This window comes from Roseovarius mucosus, assembly GCF_002080415.1.
Classification (GTDB): Bacteria; Pseudomonadota; Alphaproteobacteria; order Rhodobacterales; family Rhodobacteraceae; genus Roseovarius; species Roseovarius mucosus_A.
In genome coordinates this window covers 137,636-156,915 of sequence record NZ_CP020475.1, presented here as the reverse complement: position 1 = coordinate 156,915, position 19,280 = coordinate 137,636, and the positions used below count along the sequence as shown (strand labels likewise).

Genomic DNA, 19,280 nt, shown 5'->3' with positions numbered 1-19,280 from the left:
GCCTCTGCGCATGCCCACCCGATAGGTTTCAGGCCGCCAGAAGTCCCGACCCTGGGCGTCTGATGAAATCGCGACTACTCCCGTTGCGAGGGTGCGCCGTAGATCCGCCGGGAAGTTTGCGAACGCCATGTGACTACAACGGCGGCCCCTTGCAGAGCGATAACTGACGCCACAAGGGCAACGAACGGCCATCGCGCCCAGTTCGGCTCAGGCATTTGGCGGTGAAAATCAAGAAAATGAAAGAACAAGAAATAGGCCGTGTGCAGCACTGCCAGCCACCACAGAACATAAGCGCCCTGCTGGATGTATTTCCACACGGACGTGCCAAGTACCCTTTGGCTGAAATTATTCGACGTACCGGCAAGCACAAAGCCGTAGAGCAGTGCCGCGATCCCAACCACATTGGCCAGCGCAAACCCGTGCTGAAGCATCACGTAGCGTTGCAGCTGGGGGTGAAACTCAAAACCGAACAGCCGTGCAAAATCAAGCTCGACCCAGCCGATCAGTATGATGATGGTATGCACCGTCGCCGCCAGAACCGCATAAATACCGAGCTCGCGTCGGTACGGCATGAGCTTCCGTAAAAAGGGCGCAGACGACAAGCGTGCGAGCGGCCCAATCGCCATTGCAGCAACGATGAGCAGCAGTGAAAGATCCCCCAGCGCTCGGTTGTAGCGGTGCATCTCCGACCACTCGGCACGCGAAGCAAGCAGCAGGTATCCCGTCAGCACGGACCTTCCTATGATTAGTACGTGCCGCAGAAGGGCGGGTTTTTTCATCATGGTTTCAGATACCGTATGTTTGCAGTCTTCCAAAGATGTTTTAGGCACGCAAATAACACATCAGATCGGCTTTCGCTTCCAATCAGCGTTCAACATTCTGCAGAGTGTTAACGTTTGGTATGAAAGCGGGAACCCGGCTGGCATACCTGTCCCAGCCAGCGCCGAACCGTTCTCGGCTGTCCTTCTCCTCGCCGCGGGCCAGCCGTGCGTACATCCAGACCAGTACCGGAAACATGGCCAGCGTCAGGAGGGTCGGCCATTGCACGAGAAAACCAAGCATGATCAGAACGAACCCCACATATTGAGGATGGCGAATGCGGGCATAGGGGCCTGTCGTCGCAAGCAACCCCTGACGCTGCGCATTCCACAGATGGTGCCATGCCACGGATATGAGCCAGAAGCCGCCGCCGATAAAGACGAAGCTCAGGAGGTGGAACGGCCCGAAATGCGGGTTCGATTGCCAGCCGAACATCATTTCGGGGAGATGTCCGCTGTCGTGGGCAAACCAGTCTACCTCCGGCCAGGTCGATTGCAGCCAGCCGGAAAGAAAGAAGATGGTCAACGGGAACCCGTACATCTCGGTGAAGAGAGCTACGACAAAAGCGCTGAACGCTCCAAAACTGCGCCAGTCGCGTTTTGTCTGCGGCTTGAAGAAACTGAAGGCGAAAATGATGAACACCCCCGAATTGATAAATACCAGCAGCCAGAGTCCATAGGAAGCACCTGCATCGGTCATTACTGGTCGTCTCCCTTTCCGTGCCCGTCGTGGCCTCCATGACCGCCGTGCATGAAGAAGTGCATTCCGACGCAAAGCAGCAATGGCAGCCAGATCAGCAATCCGCTGCTCAGGATGTGCACCCGGTGGTCGTAACCCAGGAGAAGGACGCCAACTGCCAGCGCAACGATCAGATAGATGCCGGCGCGTGATCGCCAGAATGAGGGCGGGCGGGGGGCATGCTCCGATTGACTTTGATTAACATGTGATGGATCAGGTTGATGGGTCACGTTGTGGCTTCCTTTCTAGATCTTTGCGCCGCGAAGGCGCAGCGAATTGAGCACCACCGATATCGACGAGGCGCTCATGGCGAAGGCGGCAAACATCGGGCTGATGAGGATGCCGAAGAACGGAAACAGCACCCCCGCCGCGACAGGCACGCCAGAGGCGTTGTAGATCAGTGCGAAGAACAGGTTCTGCCGGATATTACGCATGGTGGCCCGTGCGAGCCGCCGTGCGCGCACGATACCGTCGAGGTTGCCCTTGACCAGCGTGATGCCCGCGCTTTCGATGGCCACATCGGCCCCGGTGCCCATGGCGATGCCGACATCGGCCTGGGCCAGGGCCGGCGCGTCGTTGACGCCATCGCCGGCCATCGCCACCTTGCGGCCCTGCTGCTGCAATTCCTTGATGATCCGCGCCTTGTCCTCGGGCAGCACGTCGGCCCGGATCTCGTCAATGCCGAGACGTGCGCCGATCGCCTTGGCCGTGCGCTCGTTGTCACCGGTGGCCATGATGACGCGGAACCCCAGTGCATGCAGGTCCTTGATGGCGGCGGGCGTGGTCTCCTTCACCGGATCGGCGACAGCGACGAGACCCGCGATCTCGCCATCCAGCACCACGAACATCACCGTCTCGCCCTCGTCGCGACGGGCATTTGCCTTGGCGGTCAGGTCGCCGGCCTCAAGGCCAAGGTCCCGGATCATCGCCAGGTTGCCCAATGCGACCACCTTGCCGCCCACGACGCCCTTCACGCCCTTTCCTGTGACCGCCTCGAAGTCGTCCGCGTCCGCCATCTTCACATCGCGTTCTTCCGCGCCGCGCACGATGGCCTCAGCGAGGGGGTGTTCCGATCCGCGCTCCAGCGATGCGGCGAGACGCAGGACCTCGGCCTCGTCGTGACCGGGTTGCGGCAGGACGGCGACAAGCTGCGGCTTGCCCATCGTCAACGTGCCGGTCTTGTCGACGATCAGGGTATCGACCTTCTCGAACCGCTCCAGCGCCTCGGCGTTCTTGATCAGCACCCCGGCCTGGGCCCCCCGCCCCGTTGCCGTCATGATCGACATCGGCGTGGCGAGGCCGAGCGCACAGGGACAGGCGATGATCAACACGGCGACAGCCGAGATCAATGCGTAGGACAGCGCCGGGGATGGCCCCCAGACCGCCCACGCGATGAAGGACAGGACCGCGATACCGATCACGGCCGGAACGAAATATCCCGCCACCTTGTCGGCATACTTCTGGATCGGTGCGCGCGAGCGTTGCGCGTTCGACACCATCTCGACGATCTGCGCGAGCATCGTGTCGGACCCGACACGCGTCGCCTCCATCACCAGAGAACCGGTGCCATTGATCGTCGCGCCGGTCAGCGGGTCGCCCTCGGTCTTCTCCACCGGCACAGGTTCACCTGAGATCATGCTTTCATCGACCGAGGACCGGCCGTCCAGCACAACGCCATCGACCGGCACCTTGTCACCGGGACGCACGCGCAGCCGGTCCCCGACCTGTACGTCCTCCAGCGGTATCTCCTCTTCGGACCCGTCGTCTCGGATGACCCTCGCGGTCTTGGCCGCCATGTCGAGAAGCGCGCGGATCGCCTTGCCGGTGCCTTCACGGGCGCGCAATTCCATCACCTGGCCAAGCAGCACGAGCGTCACGATCACCGCCGCCGCCTCGAAATAGACGCCGACATGACCTTCGGCGTCGCGAAATCCGTCCGGGAATATGCCGGGTGCCAGAACGGCGACGACGCTGAAGAGCCAGGCCGCGATTACCCCCATACCGATGAGGGAGAACATGTTGAGATTCATCGTCCGGAACGAATTCCAGCCCCGAACCAGAAACGGCCAGCCGCACCAAAGAACCACCGGGGTCCCGAAAACCAACTCGATCCAGAGGGTTGCGCGCTCGCCGAAAATCTCGCGCACTCCCGGAAAGCCGAGATAGGGACCCATGGTGAGGATCAGAAGCGGAATGGTCAGTACCGTGCCAACCCAGAAACGCCGGGTGAAATCCACCAGTTCGGGGTTCGGGCCGTCGTCCATCGGGACCCCGGACTCAAGCTCCAACCCCATTCCGCAGATCGGGCAGGAGCCGTGCTCGACCTGGCGAACCTGCGGGTGCATCGGACAGGTGTAGACAGCGCCGTCATAGCCCTCCGGGACGGTATCATATCTGCCGTCCGCCGGGGCGGCACCAGCGTGATGGTCATGACCGTGGTGATCATGCCCGGCATGGTTGTCGAGCTCCGCCTCGGGCACAAGATGCATCCCGCATTTCGGGCAATCGCCCGGACCGTTCTGCCGTACCTCAGGGTGCATCGGGCAGACGTAAATGTTGGATTCGGTTTCATGTGCAGCATGGCTTACTTGGTCGTTCATTCGGTTGTCCTCTCGGCGGGATTCGGGTCCAGCCTAATTGTTCCAGCAACTGGAAGGTCAAGGGCTGTCACGACCGAAAGGATCGCTTCGGCCAATAGACCGGCAATTCCGATCGCATTCGTTGGATGGGGTATGGTGTCGGTGGTGATGATTCTTGCCGCACCAGCCGACAGAATGGCGTCCTGAGCGCCGTGCGCAAAGACCGCATGGATAGCCAGGCAGACAGGCGCGGCGGTTCCAGCCGCAAGCAATCTTTCGACGGCGCGTGCCATCGTGACGCCGGAAGATGCGATGTCGTCGAGGATCACTGGCGTACCTTCGTGCAGCGCCGCGCTTTCGGGCACACTGACATCGACACTGCGGTCACCGGATCTCACCTTGCGCAAGACCTCATAGGGCCGTCCGGCCAGCCGGGCCACCTCGGCGACCCATTGCTGGCTTTCGCTGTCAGGGCCCAGAAGAACGGCGTCTGGCAGGTTCGTGCTGATCCAGGTCGCAAGCAGCGGGGCGGATACGGCGCGTATGGCAGGCATCGGGAAGACATCCTGCAGCCGCGCGATGCGGTGCAGATGCGGATCGACACTCGCCAGCCAATCGAAGCTTTCCCCCAGGAATTGCGCAAAGAGCGGCGCGCTGACCGCCTGCCCGCGCTCGAAGCGGCGGTCCTGCCGCATGTAGCCAAGATAAGGCGCGATCAATCCGACGCGACGCGCGCCCATCTCGCGCGCCGTCGCCGCGGCGAAGCGCAAGGGCAGGGCAAGCCGGTCGGGATCGCGCAAAGTCGCCAGAAATGCCACATCGGCCCCGTCCAGATCGCCGGGCAGCGAAATCAGGCTTTCGCCATCTGGGAAGTGGTGCCAGTCGAGAGCGAGCAGGTCCGCCCCAAGCGCGGGTGCCAGGTCTTCGGCAAGCGGCCTCATCTCGGGAAACGCGACAAGGATCATGACACTGCCTCGGACAGCGTCAGCACCCCGGTCTGGGACTCCGCGTAAGCCAGGGCATAGGCCAGTTCGCCTGGTGTCTCGGCATGAAGCTCATAAAGCGGCTGGCCCTTGTCCACCCAATCCCCGATCCGCACCAGAAGGCGGATGCCGGCGCTCTTCTGACGCGGGGCCCCGGCCAGCTTGGCGATGCGTGCGATGCGTCGGTTGTCGATGGCGGTCAACTGGCCCGCATGAGGGGCGCGTATTTCGATCTGCTGCGCTGCGGTTCCGGGTTTGCGGAAACCGCCCTGTGCCGCGCAAATTGCCATGAACTTTGCCTCCGCTGCACCACTATCGAGAAGCGCCTGCGCGCGGTCCCGCCCCCGCCCAGCAACGGCGTGCGGTGCGAGGTCCAGAAGATGTCCGGCCAGATCCAGCGCCCGCGCACGCAGGTCGCCAGGTGCATCCGGCGCGCGCCGCAAAACCGCGAGCACGTCGTGCGCCTCCAGCGCCGGGCCCATGCCACGTCCCACCGGGGCCACGCCATCGCTGATATGTAGCGCCAGGTTCAGACCCAACGCCTTGCCCACCGAAGACAGCCGTATCCCGAGTGCCTCCGCCGCTCCGGCAGACCGCACCTTGGCCGTTGGTCCGACCGGCATGTCGATCAGAACATGGGTGGCACCGGCGGCCGCCTTTTTCGACAGTACGCTCGCTACGAGTTGACCGGTGGAGTCGAAATCGAGGGGGCGTTCGACACGGATAAAATGATCGTCGGCAGGACTGAGGGCGAGCCCGCCACCCCAGACGAGGCAACCGCCCTCGGCTTCGACCACCCGGCGCAGCGCGGCGGCGTCAAGCGCGACGGGCGCCATCACCTCCATGGTGTCGGCGGTTCCGGCAGGCGATGTGATCGCACGGCTCGACGTCTTGGGGATCAGATGCCCCGCCGCCGCGACGATCGCGACGACGATGGGTGTCGTCCGGTTGCCCGGCAATCCGCCGACGCAATGCTTATCGAGGACAGTGTGCTGCCCCCAGTCGAGCGTCTGCCCTGCTTCCTTCATGGCGCGGGTCAGCGCCACGGTTTCGGCCTCGTTCAGCCTGTCGCCGGCGCAGGCGGTCACGAAGGCGGCAAGGTCGAGATCCGATAACCGGCTGTCGAGCGTGTCGCGCACGATCGTCGCGAACCCGGCCCGGTCCAGCCGCTCGCCATAGGCTTTCGCCCGGATCATAGACGCCGAAGCGGGCGGTTCAGGGTGCGAGAAAGCGGCTTCGTCTCCAATCTCAGCGCCAAGCGCGGCCCAGGCGGAAACGGACAATGCCGCCTGGTCCACGGCAAGCCATGCTCCGCGGCGGACGACATTCAGGGTCGCGATGATCCAGCGGTCCTTCAGGTCGATTCGTATGCGTGTCTGGGCAGCAAACCCCTCGGAACGGCAGACGTGACAGTCTTCATGCATGTAGACGATCGGCTGCCGGTAGGTGTCGATGCGGGAAGAGACCAGGGCAAGCGTTTCGGTCATCGCGGCCTGTCCAGGTAGACGGATTCGAGATGTTCGGGCACGCGCACGGATCGCCCTAGCTCGTGTTCGACGCGGAATCGCAGGGTGTCGGCGGTGACAGGTTCCCCATGGGTGAGATAGGTCATCTCGGGGGCGGGACCGGCGGACATCCAGCGCAGGATCTCATCGGCATCGGCATGTCCGGAAAAGGACTGGAGCTGAACCACTTCGGCCTCGATCGGGAACTCCCGTCCGAACATGCGCAATGTCCGCGCGCCCCCGGCCAGCGCCGCGCCACGCGTGCCGCCGGCCTGGAAACCGGAGAGCAAGATCGCGTTCCGCCGATCGCCGCCGAAGCTGGCCAGATGGTGCAGGATACGCCCGCCGGTCAGCATTCCGCTGGCGGAGACGATGATCATCGGGCCCTGGCGCGTGTTCAGCTCCTTGGATTGCTCGACCGTGTTTACCCTCTTGGCGATCTCGAACATCGCAATGCAGTCTTCGCGGCTGACGTGGTGCTCGGCGTGATGACGGTGATAGATCTCGGTCGCATTCACCGCCATCGGGCTGTTGAGGAACACCGGGACATAGGGAATATCGCCGCGCTCCATCAATCGCGCAATGTGCAGCATCAGCCCCTGCGCCCGTCCGACGGCAAAGGACGGGATCAGCACCGTGCCGCCGCGGGCAAAGGTGCGTTTGAGGATCGGGGCCAGTTCGGCTTCTGGGTCCACGTCGGGATGGGACCGGTTGCCATAGGTGGACTCGCAGACCAGAACATCTGCTCCGCCGAATGGCTGGGGCGGTCGCATCAGCGGATCGGGATCATGGCCCAGATCGCCGCTGAAATGGACAACCCTGCCGCCGACCTCAAGCCGGATCTGCGCCGCCCCGAGCAGATGCCCCGCCGGAATGAAACGGGCCGCGATGCCGTCGCCTAAATCTATTCGCCGGTCGAACGGTTGAAGATCAAAGCGGTCCAGCGCGGCCTTTGCATCCTTGAGCGTATAGAGCGGTTTTGGCTTCTTGTGTTTGGAATATCCCCTCCGCGCGGCAAAGCGCGCCTCTTCTTCCTGGATATGGCCGCTGTCGGGCAGAATAAGCCCGCACAGATCTGCCGTTGCTTCTGTGCAAAGAACCCGCCCGCGAAACCCCGCCCGGATCAGTGTCGGCAGATATCCCGAATGGTCCAGATGAGCATGGGTGAGCAGCACAGTGTCGATGGTGTTGACACGCACAGGGAAAGGTTTGCGATTGCGCGCCCGCAACTGCTTGAAGCCCTGGAACAGCCCGCAATCGACCAGAATGCGCCGCCCCAGGGCCTCGACCAGATAGCGCGATCCCGTCACCGTCCCGGCGGCGCCAAGAAAGCGCAGTTTCGGACGTGCGGTCGGGATCATGTCGCTGTTCCCCTTGCCGCGATGGCGTTGTAAAGGCCGCCGAAGATCAGCGCGGCGTACCAACCGTAGAGAAAGCTCTCGACCAGCCCGATGATGAAGCCCACCGGGGTCAGCCAGACGAAACCGGGCAGCAGACCGGACCAGGTTTCATACATTGCATAGGCGGGAAAGATCAGATCGAATGCGATGCACACAAGGTAGGTCAGCGCCAGGAACAGGCTCAGCGCCCAACCAAGCGGCACAACCGGCAGACGCACGCGCCCTGCCCCGGCAGGCCCGCCCATGACGCAGGCCCCGCACGTCATGCGCAGGGCCAGGAAAAGGATCACCGCGACTGCGGTGAAATAGAAAATGGGCATCATGGCTTTCTCCCTTCTTGTCGTGGATTCGGACGGAGCGCGAACACATCCGCTGGACGGCGCCGGTTCAGGATGGGCGCACCAAGCGCCAGACGCCCATCCTGCGGTGGCTTTGCCTCGGCCCTAGCCGCAGCAGCAGCCGGATTTGGCCGGTTTTGCCTTTGCGGGTTCCGCGACCTGCGGTTCGACATTTGCTTTCGGCTGCGCATCGGTCTTGCCACCGCAACATCCGCCCTGTTTTTGCTGTGCTGTGTCTTGCGTCTGAGAAGTTGATCGGTCGTCCATCTGGACCTCCTTTTGTTTGGTTTCGTTCTATAGACGCGCCCCGACCGGAAGCATTACAGAAGTTGGCAACCTGTCGGTCTTCGTTAGTACAGGAGCAAGTGTATCGCTCTGCCGTAGGAAGGCGTCGATATTGCAGACAGAGTTACTGCATCCCGGCAGGCTGTCGGCTGACCGGTGCTATAGGTTACAGCAGCCGCCGCGCGGCCCATCCGATCACCTCGAAACCTCGCGCGCGCCAGCTGCGGGAATGCCAAGCCCGAAGAGGGACTTCGCGGGCATCCGAAAGATCTTGCAGATATTGCGCCTGCAACTGCCCTGCCAGGACGCGGTCATGTGCGACCAGAACCAGCTCCTGATTGACGAACAGGCTTCGGTAGTCGAGGTTAGCTGACCCGATGATCGACCAGCCTGTATCGACGACCGACGTCTTGGCATGCAATGGACGGGGCAGATACTCGTAGACCCTCACGCCCGCCGAGAGAAGCTGCGCATATGCCGCCCGCGTCGCCCAGCCAGCGACCATAGGATCGCTCGTGCGAGGCACCAGCAGACGGACGTCCACGCGGCGACGCGCGGCATCCTGAAGCGCCCGGTCGACCACGGTGCCCGGACCGAAATAGGGCGACGTCAGATAAACGCAGGTCTGTGCCATCCCGATCAGTCCCGCGTGCAGACAGGCAAGCCTCTTTTGACACTTGCGCGAATAGCTCGGTACCAGCAGTCCTTCGATTGCGTCGGCCTCTTCGGGAATGGCGTTTGATGGAAGCGGGCGGGCGTCCTGCCAGGCCGGGTTTATCTGCGCAATGTGAGTCAGATCCCGTAAGCCCAGGCCGGCAGTCGTCCCATATGGACCTCAACCATCCTGACACCGGGCACGTTTTCGACGGCAACCCGGATCGCATTCTCCTCGAAATCGCTGTCGGCGACACCCCAGACGGCGACATTCCCCTTGTCCACCGTGTAGTTGATGAGGTTGACCGCTGCACCGGGCACTTCTTTCAGAGCCTCTTCAATCTTCGCACGCAGCACGCGGTCGTCCTCCGACGGCTCCGGCAGCGCCCCATCCTGAAGCGCCGACAAGGCGTGGAGCAGGTTCGCACGGCTGACGATGCCGACCACTTTGTCGGATCTCACCACCGGCACGCGCTTGATCCGGTGCTTTTCCAGAAGACGCGCGATTTCCGCGACATTCGTATCCTCTTCTACCGAAACCACATCCCTTGTCATCACGTCTTCGACCCGGTGGCTTTTGAGCTTCACGAAATCCTGTGCGGATTCGCTTGCCCCGCCAAGCACCTCGAGCCACCATGACCGGCGTGGTCCGTCTGTTTCGCGGACACGCCGCATGAGGTCGCCTTCGCTGACAAGTCCCTTGAGGTCGCCCTCGGCGTCAACGACGGGCAGCGCGCTGATATTGTGGTCGAGCATCAAGCGTACCGCGTCCTCGATTTGTCCCTCCAGCGGGACCGAGATCACCGATGTTGTCATGATATCCTTGGCGAGCATGTCATAGTCTCCTTCTTGAGTTTTGGCTTGTTCAGCACGTCAGGTGCCGATAACGAGTTGCAGGTCGTCGCCCAAATCGTAAGGTGGGATGTCGAGGTTGCGTGGGGCCGGCCCCTTCCGGATCCGGCCCGAGGTGTCGTAATGCGATCCGTGGCACGGGCAGAACCAACCGCCGAATTCGCCGACCGCCGACCCATCCTGGCCCAAGGGGATACAGCCGAGATGGGTACAGACACCGATAACGACCAGCCATTCGCCATCCTCGCCCGCCGCGCGGTTCTCATCCAGCGCTGGCTCCTCGCCACTTGTGTTCGGATTCTCGCCCGCTTCGTCAACAGGATCGGGAAGCTGGTCGAGATCGACGGCCCGTGCAGCCTGGATCGCTGCCTCAGACCTGCGCCAGACAAAGACCGGGTGGCCCTGCCACTTCACGGTAATACGTTGGCCCGGTTCGACGCCGGAAAGATCAACCTTGACCGTGCCGGACGCGGTCACGTCGGCCGAGGGGTTCATCGAATTGATCAACGGCCAGACCGCCGCGCCTGCGGCAATCGCGCCGGTTGAGGCCGTTGCATAATAAAGGAAATCGCGGCGCTCTGTTGCGGGCAATTGATTGGTTTCGTCAATGGTCTGGCGCATCATGATTCCTCCGATTTGACGTTCATTTTGGCTGCGGCGACAGGGCTTTCGACGTGAACACCCGCATCGACATGCAGCACCTCGCCCGTGATGCCGCCGGTATAGTCGCTGGCGAACAGCAGGGCGGCGCGGCCCACCTCGTCGGCCGTGACGTTGCGCCGCAATGGGGCAACTCGCGCGGTCGCGTCCAGAAGACCCGCAAAGCCGGTCAACCCGGACGCCGCGCGGGTCATCACGGGTCCCGCCGAAATGGCGTTGACGCGGATGTTCGACGGCCCGAGTTCGTGAGCCAGATAGCGCACGGTGGCCTCAAGCGCCGCCTTGACCGGCCCCATCACGTTGTAATTCTCCACCACACGTTCGCCACCCAGATAGCTCAGAGTGATCAGGCTGCCGCCGCTTTTCATCAGGGGCTCGGCAAGATGCGCCATGCGGATCAGCGAATGGACGGACACATGCATCGCTTGGGAAAACCCTGCAGCCGAACAGTCAGTCAGGCGGCCATGAAGGTCGCCGGGCGGCACGCTGCCCACGGCATGAAGGATGAAATCCAATTTTCCCCAGCGGTCCGTGATGGCGTCGAAGACAGCGTCGAGTTCGTGCGGCGCATTCACGTCACAGGGCAGCAGGATCGGCGCTTCGAGACGTGCAGCTAATGGCACCACATGAGGTTTGGTGCGCTCATCGACATAGGTGATGGCGAGCTCGGCACCCGCTTGACGGAAATGCAGGGCAGCAGGCCACGCCAGACTGCGATCATTGGCGATGCCGACAACCAGACCCTTCCGGCCGGACAGATCAAGCAGTTCCGCAGGATCGCAGCATGCGTCGAATTCAGGCATCCTCCGACACTGCCTCGGTATCGGCGGAAGCTTCGGACTTCTTGTCGTGCGCACCATGACGCTTGGCCGACTTGCCATGTTTGTGTCCGCCATGTCCGTGCCCGAAAAGGTGCATTGCGGCCATTCCGCCGAAGACGAGAACCAAAACCCAGTTTTCAAAAAGCCATTCCATAATTGTTCATTCCTTTTTTTGATGAGGCCGACGGTTTTTCCGCCTGTGTGGTTGCTGCGGCGAACGGGAAATTGCCGAACATCGCGCCAAAGACATGGGTGATCCAGGCATCGCGTCCCTTGCGCCATGCGCCTATACCCTCGCCGGTGCGCGCCGACAGCGCACGCTCGGCCACGATCGCGGGGTGGTCGTCCGGCAATGGTGAGCGCGTCTCGCGCAGCGTTTCGGCGGTGGACTTGATCAGGGCCATCCACGGGTTCACCTGTTCGGAGAACATCGTTCTGGTCCAGCGCATGGGGTGCAGCGCACGGAGCGCCTCAGCGCTGGCCGGGGTCGTCGCGGCGCGGATCCAAGGACTGACGAAAATCGAATAGACCGCCTCGTTGATCCGCGATATCTGCGCCACTTGTTTCAAGGCCGCATCGTCCGATGCAATGCCCAGATCATCGACCTCGCGCGGTTCGAATCGCACCTCAAAATCGCCGGTCTCGCAGTCCGGGTCACCCGACGGGTTGTCGATCACCATCTCGTAGAGACCCGGGGAAAGGGCCTCGACATCGTCCAGGCTTTCCAGAATCGCACGATGCTGGAGCCGCGCGACGGAGCCGGAGACGAAGATGCCCAGATGCCCGACACGCGGATGCGTCATATAGACGATGCGCTGCCCGGCTGCCTTGAGCGCATCGGTATCGGGATAAAGCTTGCCAATCCACCCCATTGCCTGTTCGGGCGGCGTGATGTTGTCACCGTCCGAGGCGAAGATGATCAGCGGATTGCTGATGCGCTTAAGATCGACGGTGCAATGCGCATCCAGCTGCATCTCGCCCTGTTCCAGCCGGTTGCCGATGAACAGGTTCTGCGTGATGCCGAGGATTTCCTCGCGGCTGAGCGTGTAGTAGCCATTCCACCAGCGTTCGAATTCGACGAACCGCTCACGCTCTGTGTCGGCATGGGCAAAGAGGGTCGCGTACTTATCCCAGATCGCCTTTTCCGGTTGCAGGGTCTCAAAATTCTGCGCCAGCCAGGCGCCATCGAACCGGCCATCGCCCAGATCGGATATCATATGCGCGGCCCAGGCCCCTCCCGAGAGCGCGCCCATCATCCGCATCGGGCTGCTTGCCGCCTCGCCCGACCAATAGCTGAGCGGTGAGCCATTCAGCACAATCGGACCGGTCAGGCCGTCGCAATCCGCCGCCAGCAGCGTGGCCGCCCAACCGGCCTGGCAATTGCCGTAGAGCACGGGGGCTGTGTCCGGGTGACGGCGCGCGACCTCCAATACAAAATCGCGCAGTGCATAATGCACGTCCGACAGCGTCTGACCCGGCATGGGCTCGGGATAGAAGATCACGAAATAGACCGGGTGGCCTTCGTGCATCGCCATGCCGACCTCGCTGTCGCGCTTGAAGCCGCCGATACCGGGCCCGTGCCCGGCGCGCGGATCGATCACGATCACCGGCGGCTTGGCCTCGTCCACGCAATCGTCCCAGCAATCGTCGCCGACCCGCGTGATCCTGAGCAGCGCGTAGTTGGCCGACCGCTCAAAGGTGCGTGCGTCCAGCAGCAGTTCGTAATCGAAATCCAGAAGCGGCGGCATGCCCTGCCGCTCATGCGCGATCATATTGTCGGCGCGTTCACGCAGCGTGTCGAGAAGCAGCACCCAGCGTTCAAAGGCGTCTTGGACGTAAGGCACGTTACTAGCGGTCGTTGCGTTACCGGAAACGGGTGCAAGAAATTGTTCCGGGGTCACTGTCGCAAGGCGCAGGCTCTTATTCATCATCAGCTTCCTCTTGATTGGTAGTGTCTATGGAGGGTCGTCCAGCGAGCATCACACGCACGAAATCCTTCGCCACATCCTCGCGCAGACCGGTCAGCAGATAGGACGCATCGCCGGGCTCGATGCCCAACGCGCGCGCCGCGAGTGACGGGGGCTGGTTCATCATTTCGACCCGGTTGAACAACGCCCGCGCCATCGGGGCGTCGGCATGCCCGCAGGTCTCGGCACAGGCACAGGTCATTTGCGAGAACAAGATCCGAAGATCATCGTCGTCGGATGATGAGTGACGGGTTCCCCCTGATTTCCGATCCATCGTCTTGCGTGGCATGGCTAGGCGACTCCTGTGGTTGAGCCTTCGGGCTTGGTCACAGAAGAAGACGCCGGAAGAAGGAAATCGTTACAGACCCGCCGACAGGGCGATCAGTGTTCCTGTCCCTCTTCTTCGCAATCAGTCTCGTGTTTGTCGTTCTCGCAGCCCTCGGGCGGACAGTAACAATCGTCCCGGTCCTCTTGGCAGCACTTGCCGCAATGCGTTGTAAGCGCCTCGCGCAAAGCAGTGCGTGCCCGGTGTAGCCGGACACCAAGTGCGTTGCGGTTAAGCCGCAGATCGGCTGCCACGCTTTCGCGATCTTCTTCGCCGAAATCGATGCGCCGGATCAGTTCGGCATCCGCCGGGCGCAGTTCGGAAATCAACCCGCCATGGCAGGTGCACAGCCGCGCCATCTGTGAGGGCGCATCGGCAATCCATTCCTCTGGTTCGCGCGCCGCCGCCGCCGCCAGCCGGCTACGCCGGGTCCCTTTGCGGTAGTGATCGTTCAAAGTGGACCGCAGGATTGTGTAGAGCCACGCATCCATTCGTTCGACCTCTCGGAGCTGATCCTTGCGTGACAGCACGCGGATGCAGAAGTCTTGCAGGACATCCTCTGCATCTGCGCGGTTGCCAAGCCGTTTGACCAGAAATCCCATAAACGCTCCGCGCCCGTCCAACAGGGCGCGTTCCGGCGAAGCGTCGGGCACATCGGGCTTGCCACTGTCTTGCGATGCCATGATGTCTCTGCCCTTTCCAAGAGGTTTGCGAAGGTGCGATCAGCGCTGATTCGAGCATTGTCTCTCTAACGTACAATGCGCGCAGTCATTCTAAGAACAATTTGCCCCTCCGCGCGTCACTCTGAATAAGCAACACACATTCGTATCGAAGCAAACAGGCTTTCGACGAAGACAATAGCCAAAACGACCGTTTGAAAACAGGTTAACAGGTTGTTCTGTATTATCGACCTTGAGACCGCCGTGCTCCCTTAAGATTGACGAACACGATCCCCAAAATGACCAGCGCAATACCGGAAAATTGAATCCCGGACAGGCGTTCCCCGAAAAACAAGGCACCAATTGAAAGACCGAAGATTGGAACAAGAAAGCTGAACACAATCGCCCGGTTCAGCTCAACTGCCTCCAGCACGGAAAACCAGAGCCAATACACCAGCGCTGAGCCGAACAGGGCCAGCCCCAAAAGCGATGCCGTGAAGACCGCGTTCCATTGAATGGCGTTTTGATCTTCCAGCGCGAGGGCTGCGAACGCGAGCGGCGCGCTGCCGATGAGCAACTGTAACCCCATTGCAAAAAGCCCGTCCACTTTGCCGGCGATGGACTTGATGGCCACGTTGCTGATGGTCACCCCAACCGCGGCCAAAACGATATAGGCGAAACCGATGGCCGACCCCTCTTGCCCTCCATCAAGCAATTGCGGCAGCGCGATCACGAGGATTCCCATGAATCCGATCGAAAGGCCGACCCAACCGACCTTCGGCAGCCTTTCGCCAAGCCATACAACACCCAGTATTGCGGCCAGCAGCGGCTGCGCGTTTGCGATGACCGTGGCGAGGCCCGGAGACACGAATTCTGCTGCATGAAACATGCCCAGAAATCCCAAACTTGTCGCACCAATCCCGACGATCCCCAAGGTCAACCACGTGCGCCAACCGCGCGGGAATGGTCTGCGCAAAATCATGGCCAACCCCACCAGAGCCGCGCCTGCCAGACCTGCCCGCATCGTCGCAAAGGTCAGGTGCGGCGCGTATTGCAGCCCCGCCGTGATCAGCGGAAAGCACGCCGCCCACAGGAACATGGCCAAAACGATTTTGGTTATGACAGTCGGCGACATCGAGATTTCCTTTCCAAGTCAGAAGTGGCAGGAATTGCAGAAATTTTCCGATGTGCCAACTCAGGGGCGAAGTAAGAAGACGCTGCGGCAGCCGAAACCTTACGCATTCCTGGGCATACGCCCGTTGGCCCGGGTTCCAAAAGACCGCGCCTGTGCATACCCAACAGCAAAACCACCAACAATCAGGTCACCCGAAGCACCCGAAAAAGTGTAACGTTCTCGATGGTTCGGCGTCTTACTTTTCAGAGGTGTATCATGAATCACGACCCGAATGATCGGTTATCCACAGCAGATCAGCCCAACACAGCCGCCAAGGATGCGGACATCGCTGTCCGTCGCTCGCTGGTGGAAGGTCGGCAGCATATCCTGAATTTCCTGCGTCGGCGACTGGGAGATCCGGAGGCAGCCGAGGATGTCCTGCAAACGTTCATGCTGCGCGCCATTGACCGCTCCGAGCAACTTCGCGATGTGCGCGCCGTTCGTGGCTGGCTCGGCCAGATTCTGGCGTCGTCCATCGCCGACTACGGTCGCAAGGTTTCGCGAAGGCGCCAGAGGGAGGTAGTCATGGCCCCAACCGACCTGGACAGCGTCCAAAACGGGTTCGACGAAGAACTCGACGAGGCGATATGCAATTGTCTGTACAAGCTGTTGCCGACGCTCAGACCGGAATATGCCGAAGTAATCTGGCGCGTCGATCTTCAGGAGCAGCCGCGCGATGCTGTCGCCAAAGACCTTGGCATCACCTTGAACAACATCACGGTCCGCCTTCACCGGGGTCGGCAGGCGTTGAAGACAAGGTTGGAACAGATGTGCCTGACCTGCCCGGTTCATGGCTTTCTCGATTGCGATTGCGACGCAGCGGAAAAGGCCCGCGCTCGTTTTCAAGCGATGAAGGACGACGCCGGAGCGAAAACGACGGACTGAGCCCCGATGTGCTGGCCCTCTCTCACCGGCGTGTCTGCAATTCACGGATCGCGTTCTATTGTCCGCCAGCGAGGACACGCCGATCCGTTTTCCAAGGGTTCCGCCTACGCACGCCTGTGCACCGCGGGCACCGTGTCGGCAGGCCGCTGCGCTGTAATGAACCTTGTCATCTTTCGTCTGTTTTATCAGAAAGCGGCGGTTGACGCCGCCTGCCGACAAAAAACAAGACGGAGCAAGCGATCATGTCCAATAGCGAAACCTCTCCCGACGAACGCTTTGAACAAGAAGGTAGCCGGATTGAAACCGGACGTCTCGCACCGGGACGGGCGGCCATGTGGTTGCTCGCCAAATCGCTGCGACGCCTCGTTCAAAACGGACGCCTCACCATCTACGATCCCTGCGGCCAGACGTGGCATTTCGGCCCCGGCGGCGAACCCGCCGTTTCCGTCCGTTTGACCGAAAAGGTGCTGCCTGTGCAACTTCTGGTGAACCCCAGCATTGCACTTGGCGAGGCTTATATGGACGGGACGCTGCGCATTGAAACTGGCAGCCTGCGCGACCTCCTCTCGATCTGCATGACCGACATAGATACTATCGACGCATTGCCTGGCAGACGATTGACCCGCTGGCTGGACGCATTCCTGAGCCGCAGGCTGCATCATAATCCGATCAGCCGGTCTCACGCGAACGTGGCGCATCACTACGACATCTCGACCGAACTCTACGACCTTTTTCTGGATGCGGATCGACAATACTCCTGCGCCTACTTCCCGATCGGGACCGAAACGTTGGACGAGGCCCAGGCCTTCAAGAAAAAGCACATCGCAGCAAAGCTCTTGATGCGACCCGGTCTGGAGGTTCTCGACATCGGCTCGGGCTGGGGCGGGCTGGCGATGGAGCTTGCCCAGCAACACGAGGCGCGCGTGACCGGGCTCAGCCTCTCGACCGAACAGATTGCCGCTGCCCGCGAACGTGCCCAGCAAACCGGCCTGTTTGATCAGGTGGCCTTTGAACGGCGCGATTACCGCGAAGAGCATGGGCTATACGATCGCGTCGTGTCCGTAGGTATGTTCGAGCATGTGGGCCGCAGCGGATTCGATGCGTTTTTTACCACCCTTCAGCGCGTTCTCAGGCCCGATGGCGTCGCACTTTTGCATGCGATCGGCAGGATGGCGCCCAAAGGCGGCAGCGATCCGTGGATCCGCAAATACGTCTTCCCCGGGGGCTATCTGCCCACGCTGTCCGAAACCATCGCGGCAGCAGAGCGTGCGGGAATGTGGGTCACGGATGTCGAGGTCCTGCGGTTGCATTATGCCGAGACTCTGCGCCACTGGTCCGAACGATTTGCCCAGGAACGCGAAACAGCGCGCATGCTTTACGACGAGCGGTTCTGCCGTATGTGGGAATTCTATCTGGCTGTCTGCGAAATGGCGTTCCGGAATGGGCGGTTGATGGTCTTCCAGATCCAGCTTGCCAAGCGCCGTGATGCGGTTCCGCTGACCCGTGACTATATCGCCAAGGTCAAGGCAGGCGAATCCGCCTGGGATATTTCGACCGGCACAGAATTCACGAGAGCGGGATGACTGACATGAGACCTATCAGAGTTGCCGTAAACGGATACGGCGTGATCGGCAAACGTGTGGCAGACGCAGTGGTCGCACAAGAGGACATGGACCTCGTTGGCGTGGCGGATGTCACCTCCGACTGGCGCGCCCGCATGGCGCGCGCGAAGGGTTTCGCGCTTTATGCCGCCGACCCGGATCGCACCCCGGCCATGCGAGAGGCCGGCCTTGACGTGGCCGGAGGGCTCGACGACCTGCTTGCTACCGCAGACATCGTGGTGGACAGCACGCCCAAGAAAGTGGCTGTGCGCAATGTGGAAACCTATCGCGAAAGAGGCATCCGGTTCATCGTTCATGGCGGCGAAAAACACGAGGTGACCGGCCATTCCTTTGTTGCCGAAGCAAACTATGCAAGCGCGATTGGGCGCGATCGCACCCGCGTGGTGTCCTGCAACACGACGTCGATCGTCCGCACCCTCACAGCGCTGAAAGTTGCAGGGCTTCTTGGCTCAGCGCGCGGAACGCTCCTGCGGCGCGCCACCGACCCGTGGGAAAGCCATCTGGGTGGAATCATGAACACGCTTGTGCCCGAACCCGATATTCCCAGCCATCAGGGCCCGGATGCACAAAGCGTCGATCCCGATCTCGACGTGATCACGATGGCCGTGAAGGTGCCGCAGACCCTTGCCCATCTGCATTATTGGTCGGTCAGGATGCCGCGCAAGGCGTCCAAAGACGAGGTACTCGAAGCGTTCCGCGCCTCCTCCCGCATCGCGTTGATCCGGATGGCGGACGGGCTGGGCGCACTTAACGCGGTCAAGGAGATGATGGCCGATTTCGGGCGTCCCAACGACAGCCTCTATGAGGTGGCTCTGTGGGAGGACATGCTCAAGGTCGAGGGCGACGAATTGTACTATGCCTACATGGTCGACAACCAAGCCATCGTGATCCCCGAAACCATCGACGCGATCCGCGCCCTGACGGAAGCCGAGCGAGACGGATCGGCGTCGATTGCGCGTACGAACGCGGCGCTTGGGGTCGGGACATTTACGGCGACCTGACAGCCCCCTAGCA

General features: G+C 61.6%; 21 protein-coding genes. 4 read left to right on the top strand and 17 right to left on the bottom strand.

All coding sequences use genetic code 11. The features are described 5' to 3' along the window. Positions 1-74: 74 nt before the first annotated feature. The 17 genes from ROSMUCSMR3_RS20685 to ROSMUCSMR3_RS20605 form a co-directional block, all read right to left on the bottom strand. Positions 75-779 (bottom strand): ferric reductase-like transmembrane domain-containing protein, encoded by a 705-nt coding sequence (locus ROSMUCSMR3_RS20685; RefSeq protein WP_198133622.1) that lies wholly within the window; start codon positions 777-779, stop codon positions 75-77. 85 nt (positions 780-864) lie between these two features. Then, positions 865-1,518 carry a methyltransferase family protein gene (locus tag ROSMUCSMR3_RS20680; protein WP_008282881.1) on the bottom strand — a complete coding sequence of 218 codons (654 nt, stop codon included), beginning with the start codon at positions 1,516-1,518 and terminating at the stop codon, positions 865-867. After that, complete coding sequence (locus ROSMUCSMR3_RS21940) at positions 1,518-1,640, bottom strand: DUF2933 domain-containing protein (RefSeq protein WP_232279260.1); 123 nt, start codon at positions 1,638-1,640, stop codon at positions 1,518-1,520. Before ROSMUCSMR3_RS21940 ends, ROSMUCSMR3_RS20680 begins: the two co-directional genes overlap by 1 nt. A 162-nt stretch (positions 1,641-1,802) precedes the next feature. Next, complete coding sequence (locus ROSMUCSMR3_RS20670; RefSeq protein ID WP_008282883.1) at positions 1,803-4,157, bottom strand: copper-transporting P-type ATPase; 2,355 nt, start codon at positions 4,155-4,157, stop codon at positions 1,803-1,805. Beyond that, a complete protein-coding gene (locus ROSMUCSMR3_RS20665; RefSeq protein ID WP_008282884.1) occupies positions 4,154-5,101 on the bottom strand; it encodes a ribose-phosphate diphosphokinase in 948 nt (315 codons plus the stop codon). The genes ROSMUCSMR3_RS20670 and ROSMUCSMR3_RS20665 overlap by 4 nt, the downstream gene beginning before the upstream one ends. Next, on the bottom strand, positions 5,098-6,606 hold the full coding sequence (locus ROSMUCSMR3_RS20660) for a thymidine phosphorylase family protein (protein WP_081508718.1): 1,509 nt from the start codon (positions 6,604-6,606) through the stop codon (positions 5,098-5,100). Before ROSMUCSMR3_RS20660 ends, ROSMUCSMR3_RS20665 begins: the two co-directional genes overlap by 4 nt. Then, positions 6,603-7,985 carry an MBL fold metallo-hydrolase RNA specificity domain-containing protein gene (locus tag ROSMUCSMR3_RS20655; protein ID WP_008282886.1) on the bottom strand — a complete coding sequence of 461 codons (1,383 nt, stop codon included), beginning with the start codon at positions 7,983-7,985 and terminating at the stop codon, positions 6,603-6,605. The genes ROSMUCSMR3_RS20660 and ROSMUCSMR3_RS20655 overlap by 4 nt, the downstream gene beginning before the upstream one ends. Beyond that, positions 7,982-8,347 (bottom strand): DUF5676 family membrane protein, encoded by a 366-nt coding sequence (locus ROSMUCSMR3_RS20650; RefSeq protein ID WP_008282887.1) that lies wholly within the window; start codon positions 8,345-8,347, stop codon positions 7,982-7,984. Before ROSMUCSMR3_RS20650 ends, ROSMUCSMR3_RS20655 begins: the two co-directional genes overlap by 4 nt. A 466-nt stretch (positions 8,348-8,813) precedes the next feature. Then, positions 8,814-9,281: a phospholipase D-like domain-containing protein gene (locus ROSMUCSMR3_RS20645; protein WP_008282888.1), complete on the bottom strand. Its 468-nt coding sequence runs from the start codon at positions 9,279-9,281 to the stop codon at positions 8,814-8,816. Positions 9,282-9,439: 158 nt separating this feature from the next. Then, entirely contained in the window at positions 9,440-10,135 is a 696-nt protein-coding gene (locus ROSMUCSMR3_RS20640) for a CBS domain-containing protein (protein WP_008282889.1), read from the bottom strand. 39 nt (positions 10,136-10,174) lie between these two features. Then, a complete protein-coding gene (petA, locus tag ROSMUCSMR3_RS20635) occupies positions 10,175-10,777 on the bottom strand; it encodes a ubiquinol-cytochrome c reductase iron-sulfur subunit (RefSeq protein ID WP_008282890.1) in 603 nt (200 codons plus the stop codon). Then, complete coding sequence (gene fabI, locus ROSMUCSMR3_RS20630) at positions 10,774-11,616, bottom strand: enoyl-ACP reductase FabI (RefSeq protein WP_008282891.1); 843 nt, start codon at positions 11,614-11,616, stop codon at positions 10,774-10,776. Before fabI ends, petA begins: the two co-directional genes overlap by 4 nt. Further along, positions 11,609-11,788 (bottom strand): hypothetical protein, encoded by a 180-nt coding sequence (locus tag ROSMUCSMR3_RS20625; RefSeq protein ID WP_008282892.1) that lies wholly within the window; start codon positions 11,786-11,788, stop codon positions 11,609-11,611. Before ROSMUCSMR3_RS20625 ends, fabI begins: the two co-directional genes overlap by 8 nt. Continuing rightward, positions 11,772-13,562, bottom strand: coding sequence for a DUF3141 domain-containing protein (locus tag ROSMUCSMR3_RS20620; RefSeq protein ID WP_237183599.1), 1,791 nt, complete (start codon positions 13,560-13,562; stop codon positions 11,772-11,774). Before ROSMUCSMR3_RS20620 ends, ROSMUCSMR3_RS20625 begins: the two co-directional genes overlap by 17 nt. Further along, positions 13,555-13,890: a hypothetical protein gene (locus ROSMUCSMR3_RS20615; protein WP_008282894.1), complete on the bottom strand. Its 336-nt coding sequence runs from the start codon at positions 13,888-13,890 to the stop codon at positions 13,555-13,557. Before ROSMUCSMR3_RS20615 ends, ROSMUCSMR3_RS20620 begins: the two co-directional genes overlap by 8 nt. A 92-nt stretch (positions 13,891-13,982) precedes the next feature. Further along, the gene (locus ROSMUCSMR3_RS20610) at positions 13,983-14,609 is read right to left on the bottom strand and encodes an RNA polymerase sigma factor (RefSeq protein ID WP_008282895.1); all 627 of its coding nucleotides are present in this window, start codon (positions 14,607-14,609) and stop codon (positions 13,983-13,985) included. A 220-nt stretch (positions 14,610-14,829) separates the two neighbouring features. Beyond that, positions 14,830-15,684: a DMT family transporter gene (locus tag ROSMUCSMR3_RS20605; RefSeq protein WP_232279256.1), complete on the bottom strand. Its 855-nt coding sequence runs from the start codon at positions 15,682-15,684 to the stop codon at positions 14,830-14,832. Between ROSMUCSMR3_RS20605 and ROSMUCSMR3_RS21740 the strand changes: the two genes are divergently transcribed. The 4 genes from ROSMUCSMR3_RS21740 to ROSMUCSMR3_RS20590 all read left to right on the top strand — a co-directional run bounded on the left by ROSMUCSMR3_RS21740 (position 15,566) and on the right by ROSMUCSMR3_RS20590 (position 19,267). Further along, entirely contained in the window at positions 15,566-15,934 is a 369-nt protein-coding gene (locus ROSMUCSMR3_RS21740; protein ID WP_237183603.1) for a hypothetical protein, read from the top strand. The genes ROSMUCSMR3_RS20605 and ROSMUCSMR3_RS21740 overlap by 119 nt on opposite strands. 41 nt (positions 15,935-15,975) lie before the next feature. Further along, positions 15,976-16,644 (top strand): RNA polymerase sigma factor, encoded by a 669-nt coding sequence (locus tag ROSMUCSMR3_RS20600; protein WP_008282897.1) that lies wholly within the window; start codon positions 15,976-15,978, stop codon positions 16,642-16,644. A 242-nt stretch (positions 16,645-16,886) separates the two neighbouring features. Next, a complete protein-coding gene (locus ROSMUCSMR3_RS20595) occupies positions 16,887-18,227 on the top strand; it encodes an SAM-dependent methyltransferase (protein WP_099911744.1) in 1,341 nt (446 codons plus the stop codon). Beyond that, the gene (locus ROSMUCSMR3_RS20590; protein ID WP_037275430.1) at positions 18,224-19,267 is read left to right on the top strand and encodes a type II glyceraldehyde-3-phosphate dehydrogenase; all 1,044 of its coding nucleotides are present in this window, start codon (positions 18,224-18,226) and stop codon (positions 19,265-19,267) included. The genes ROSMUCSMR3_RS20595 and ROSMUCSMR3_RS20590 overlap by 4 nt, the downstream gene beginning before the upstream one ends. Positions 19,268-19,280 lie beyond the last annotated feature (13 nt).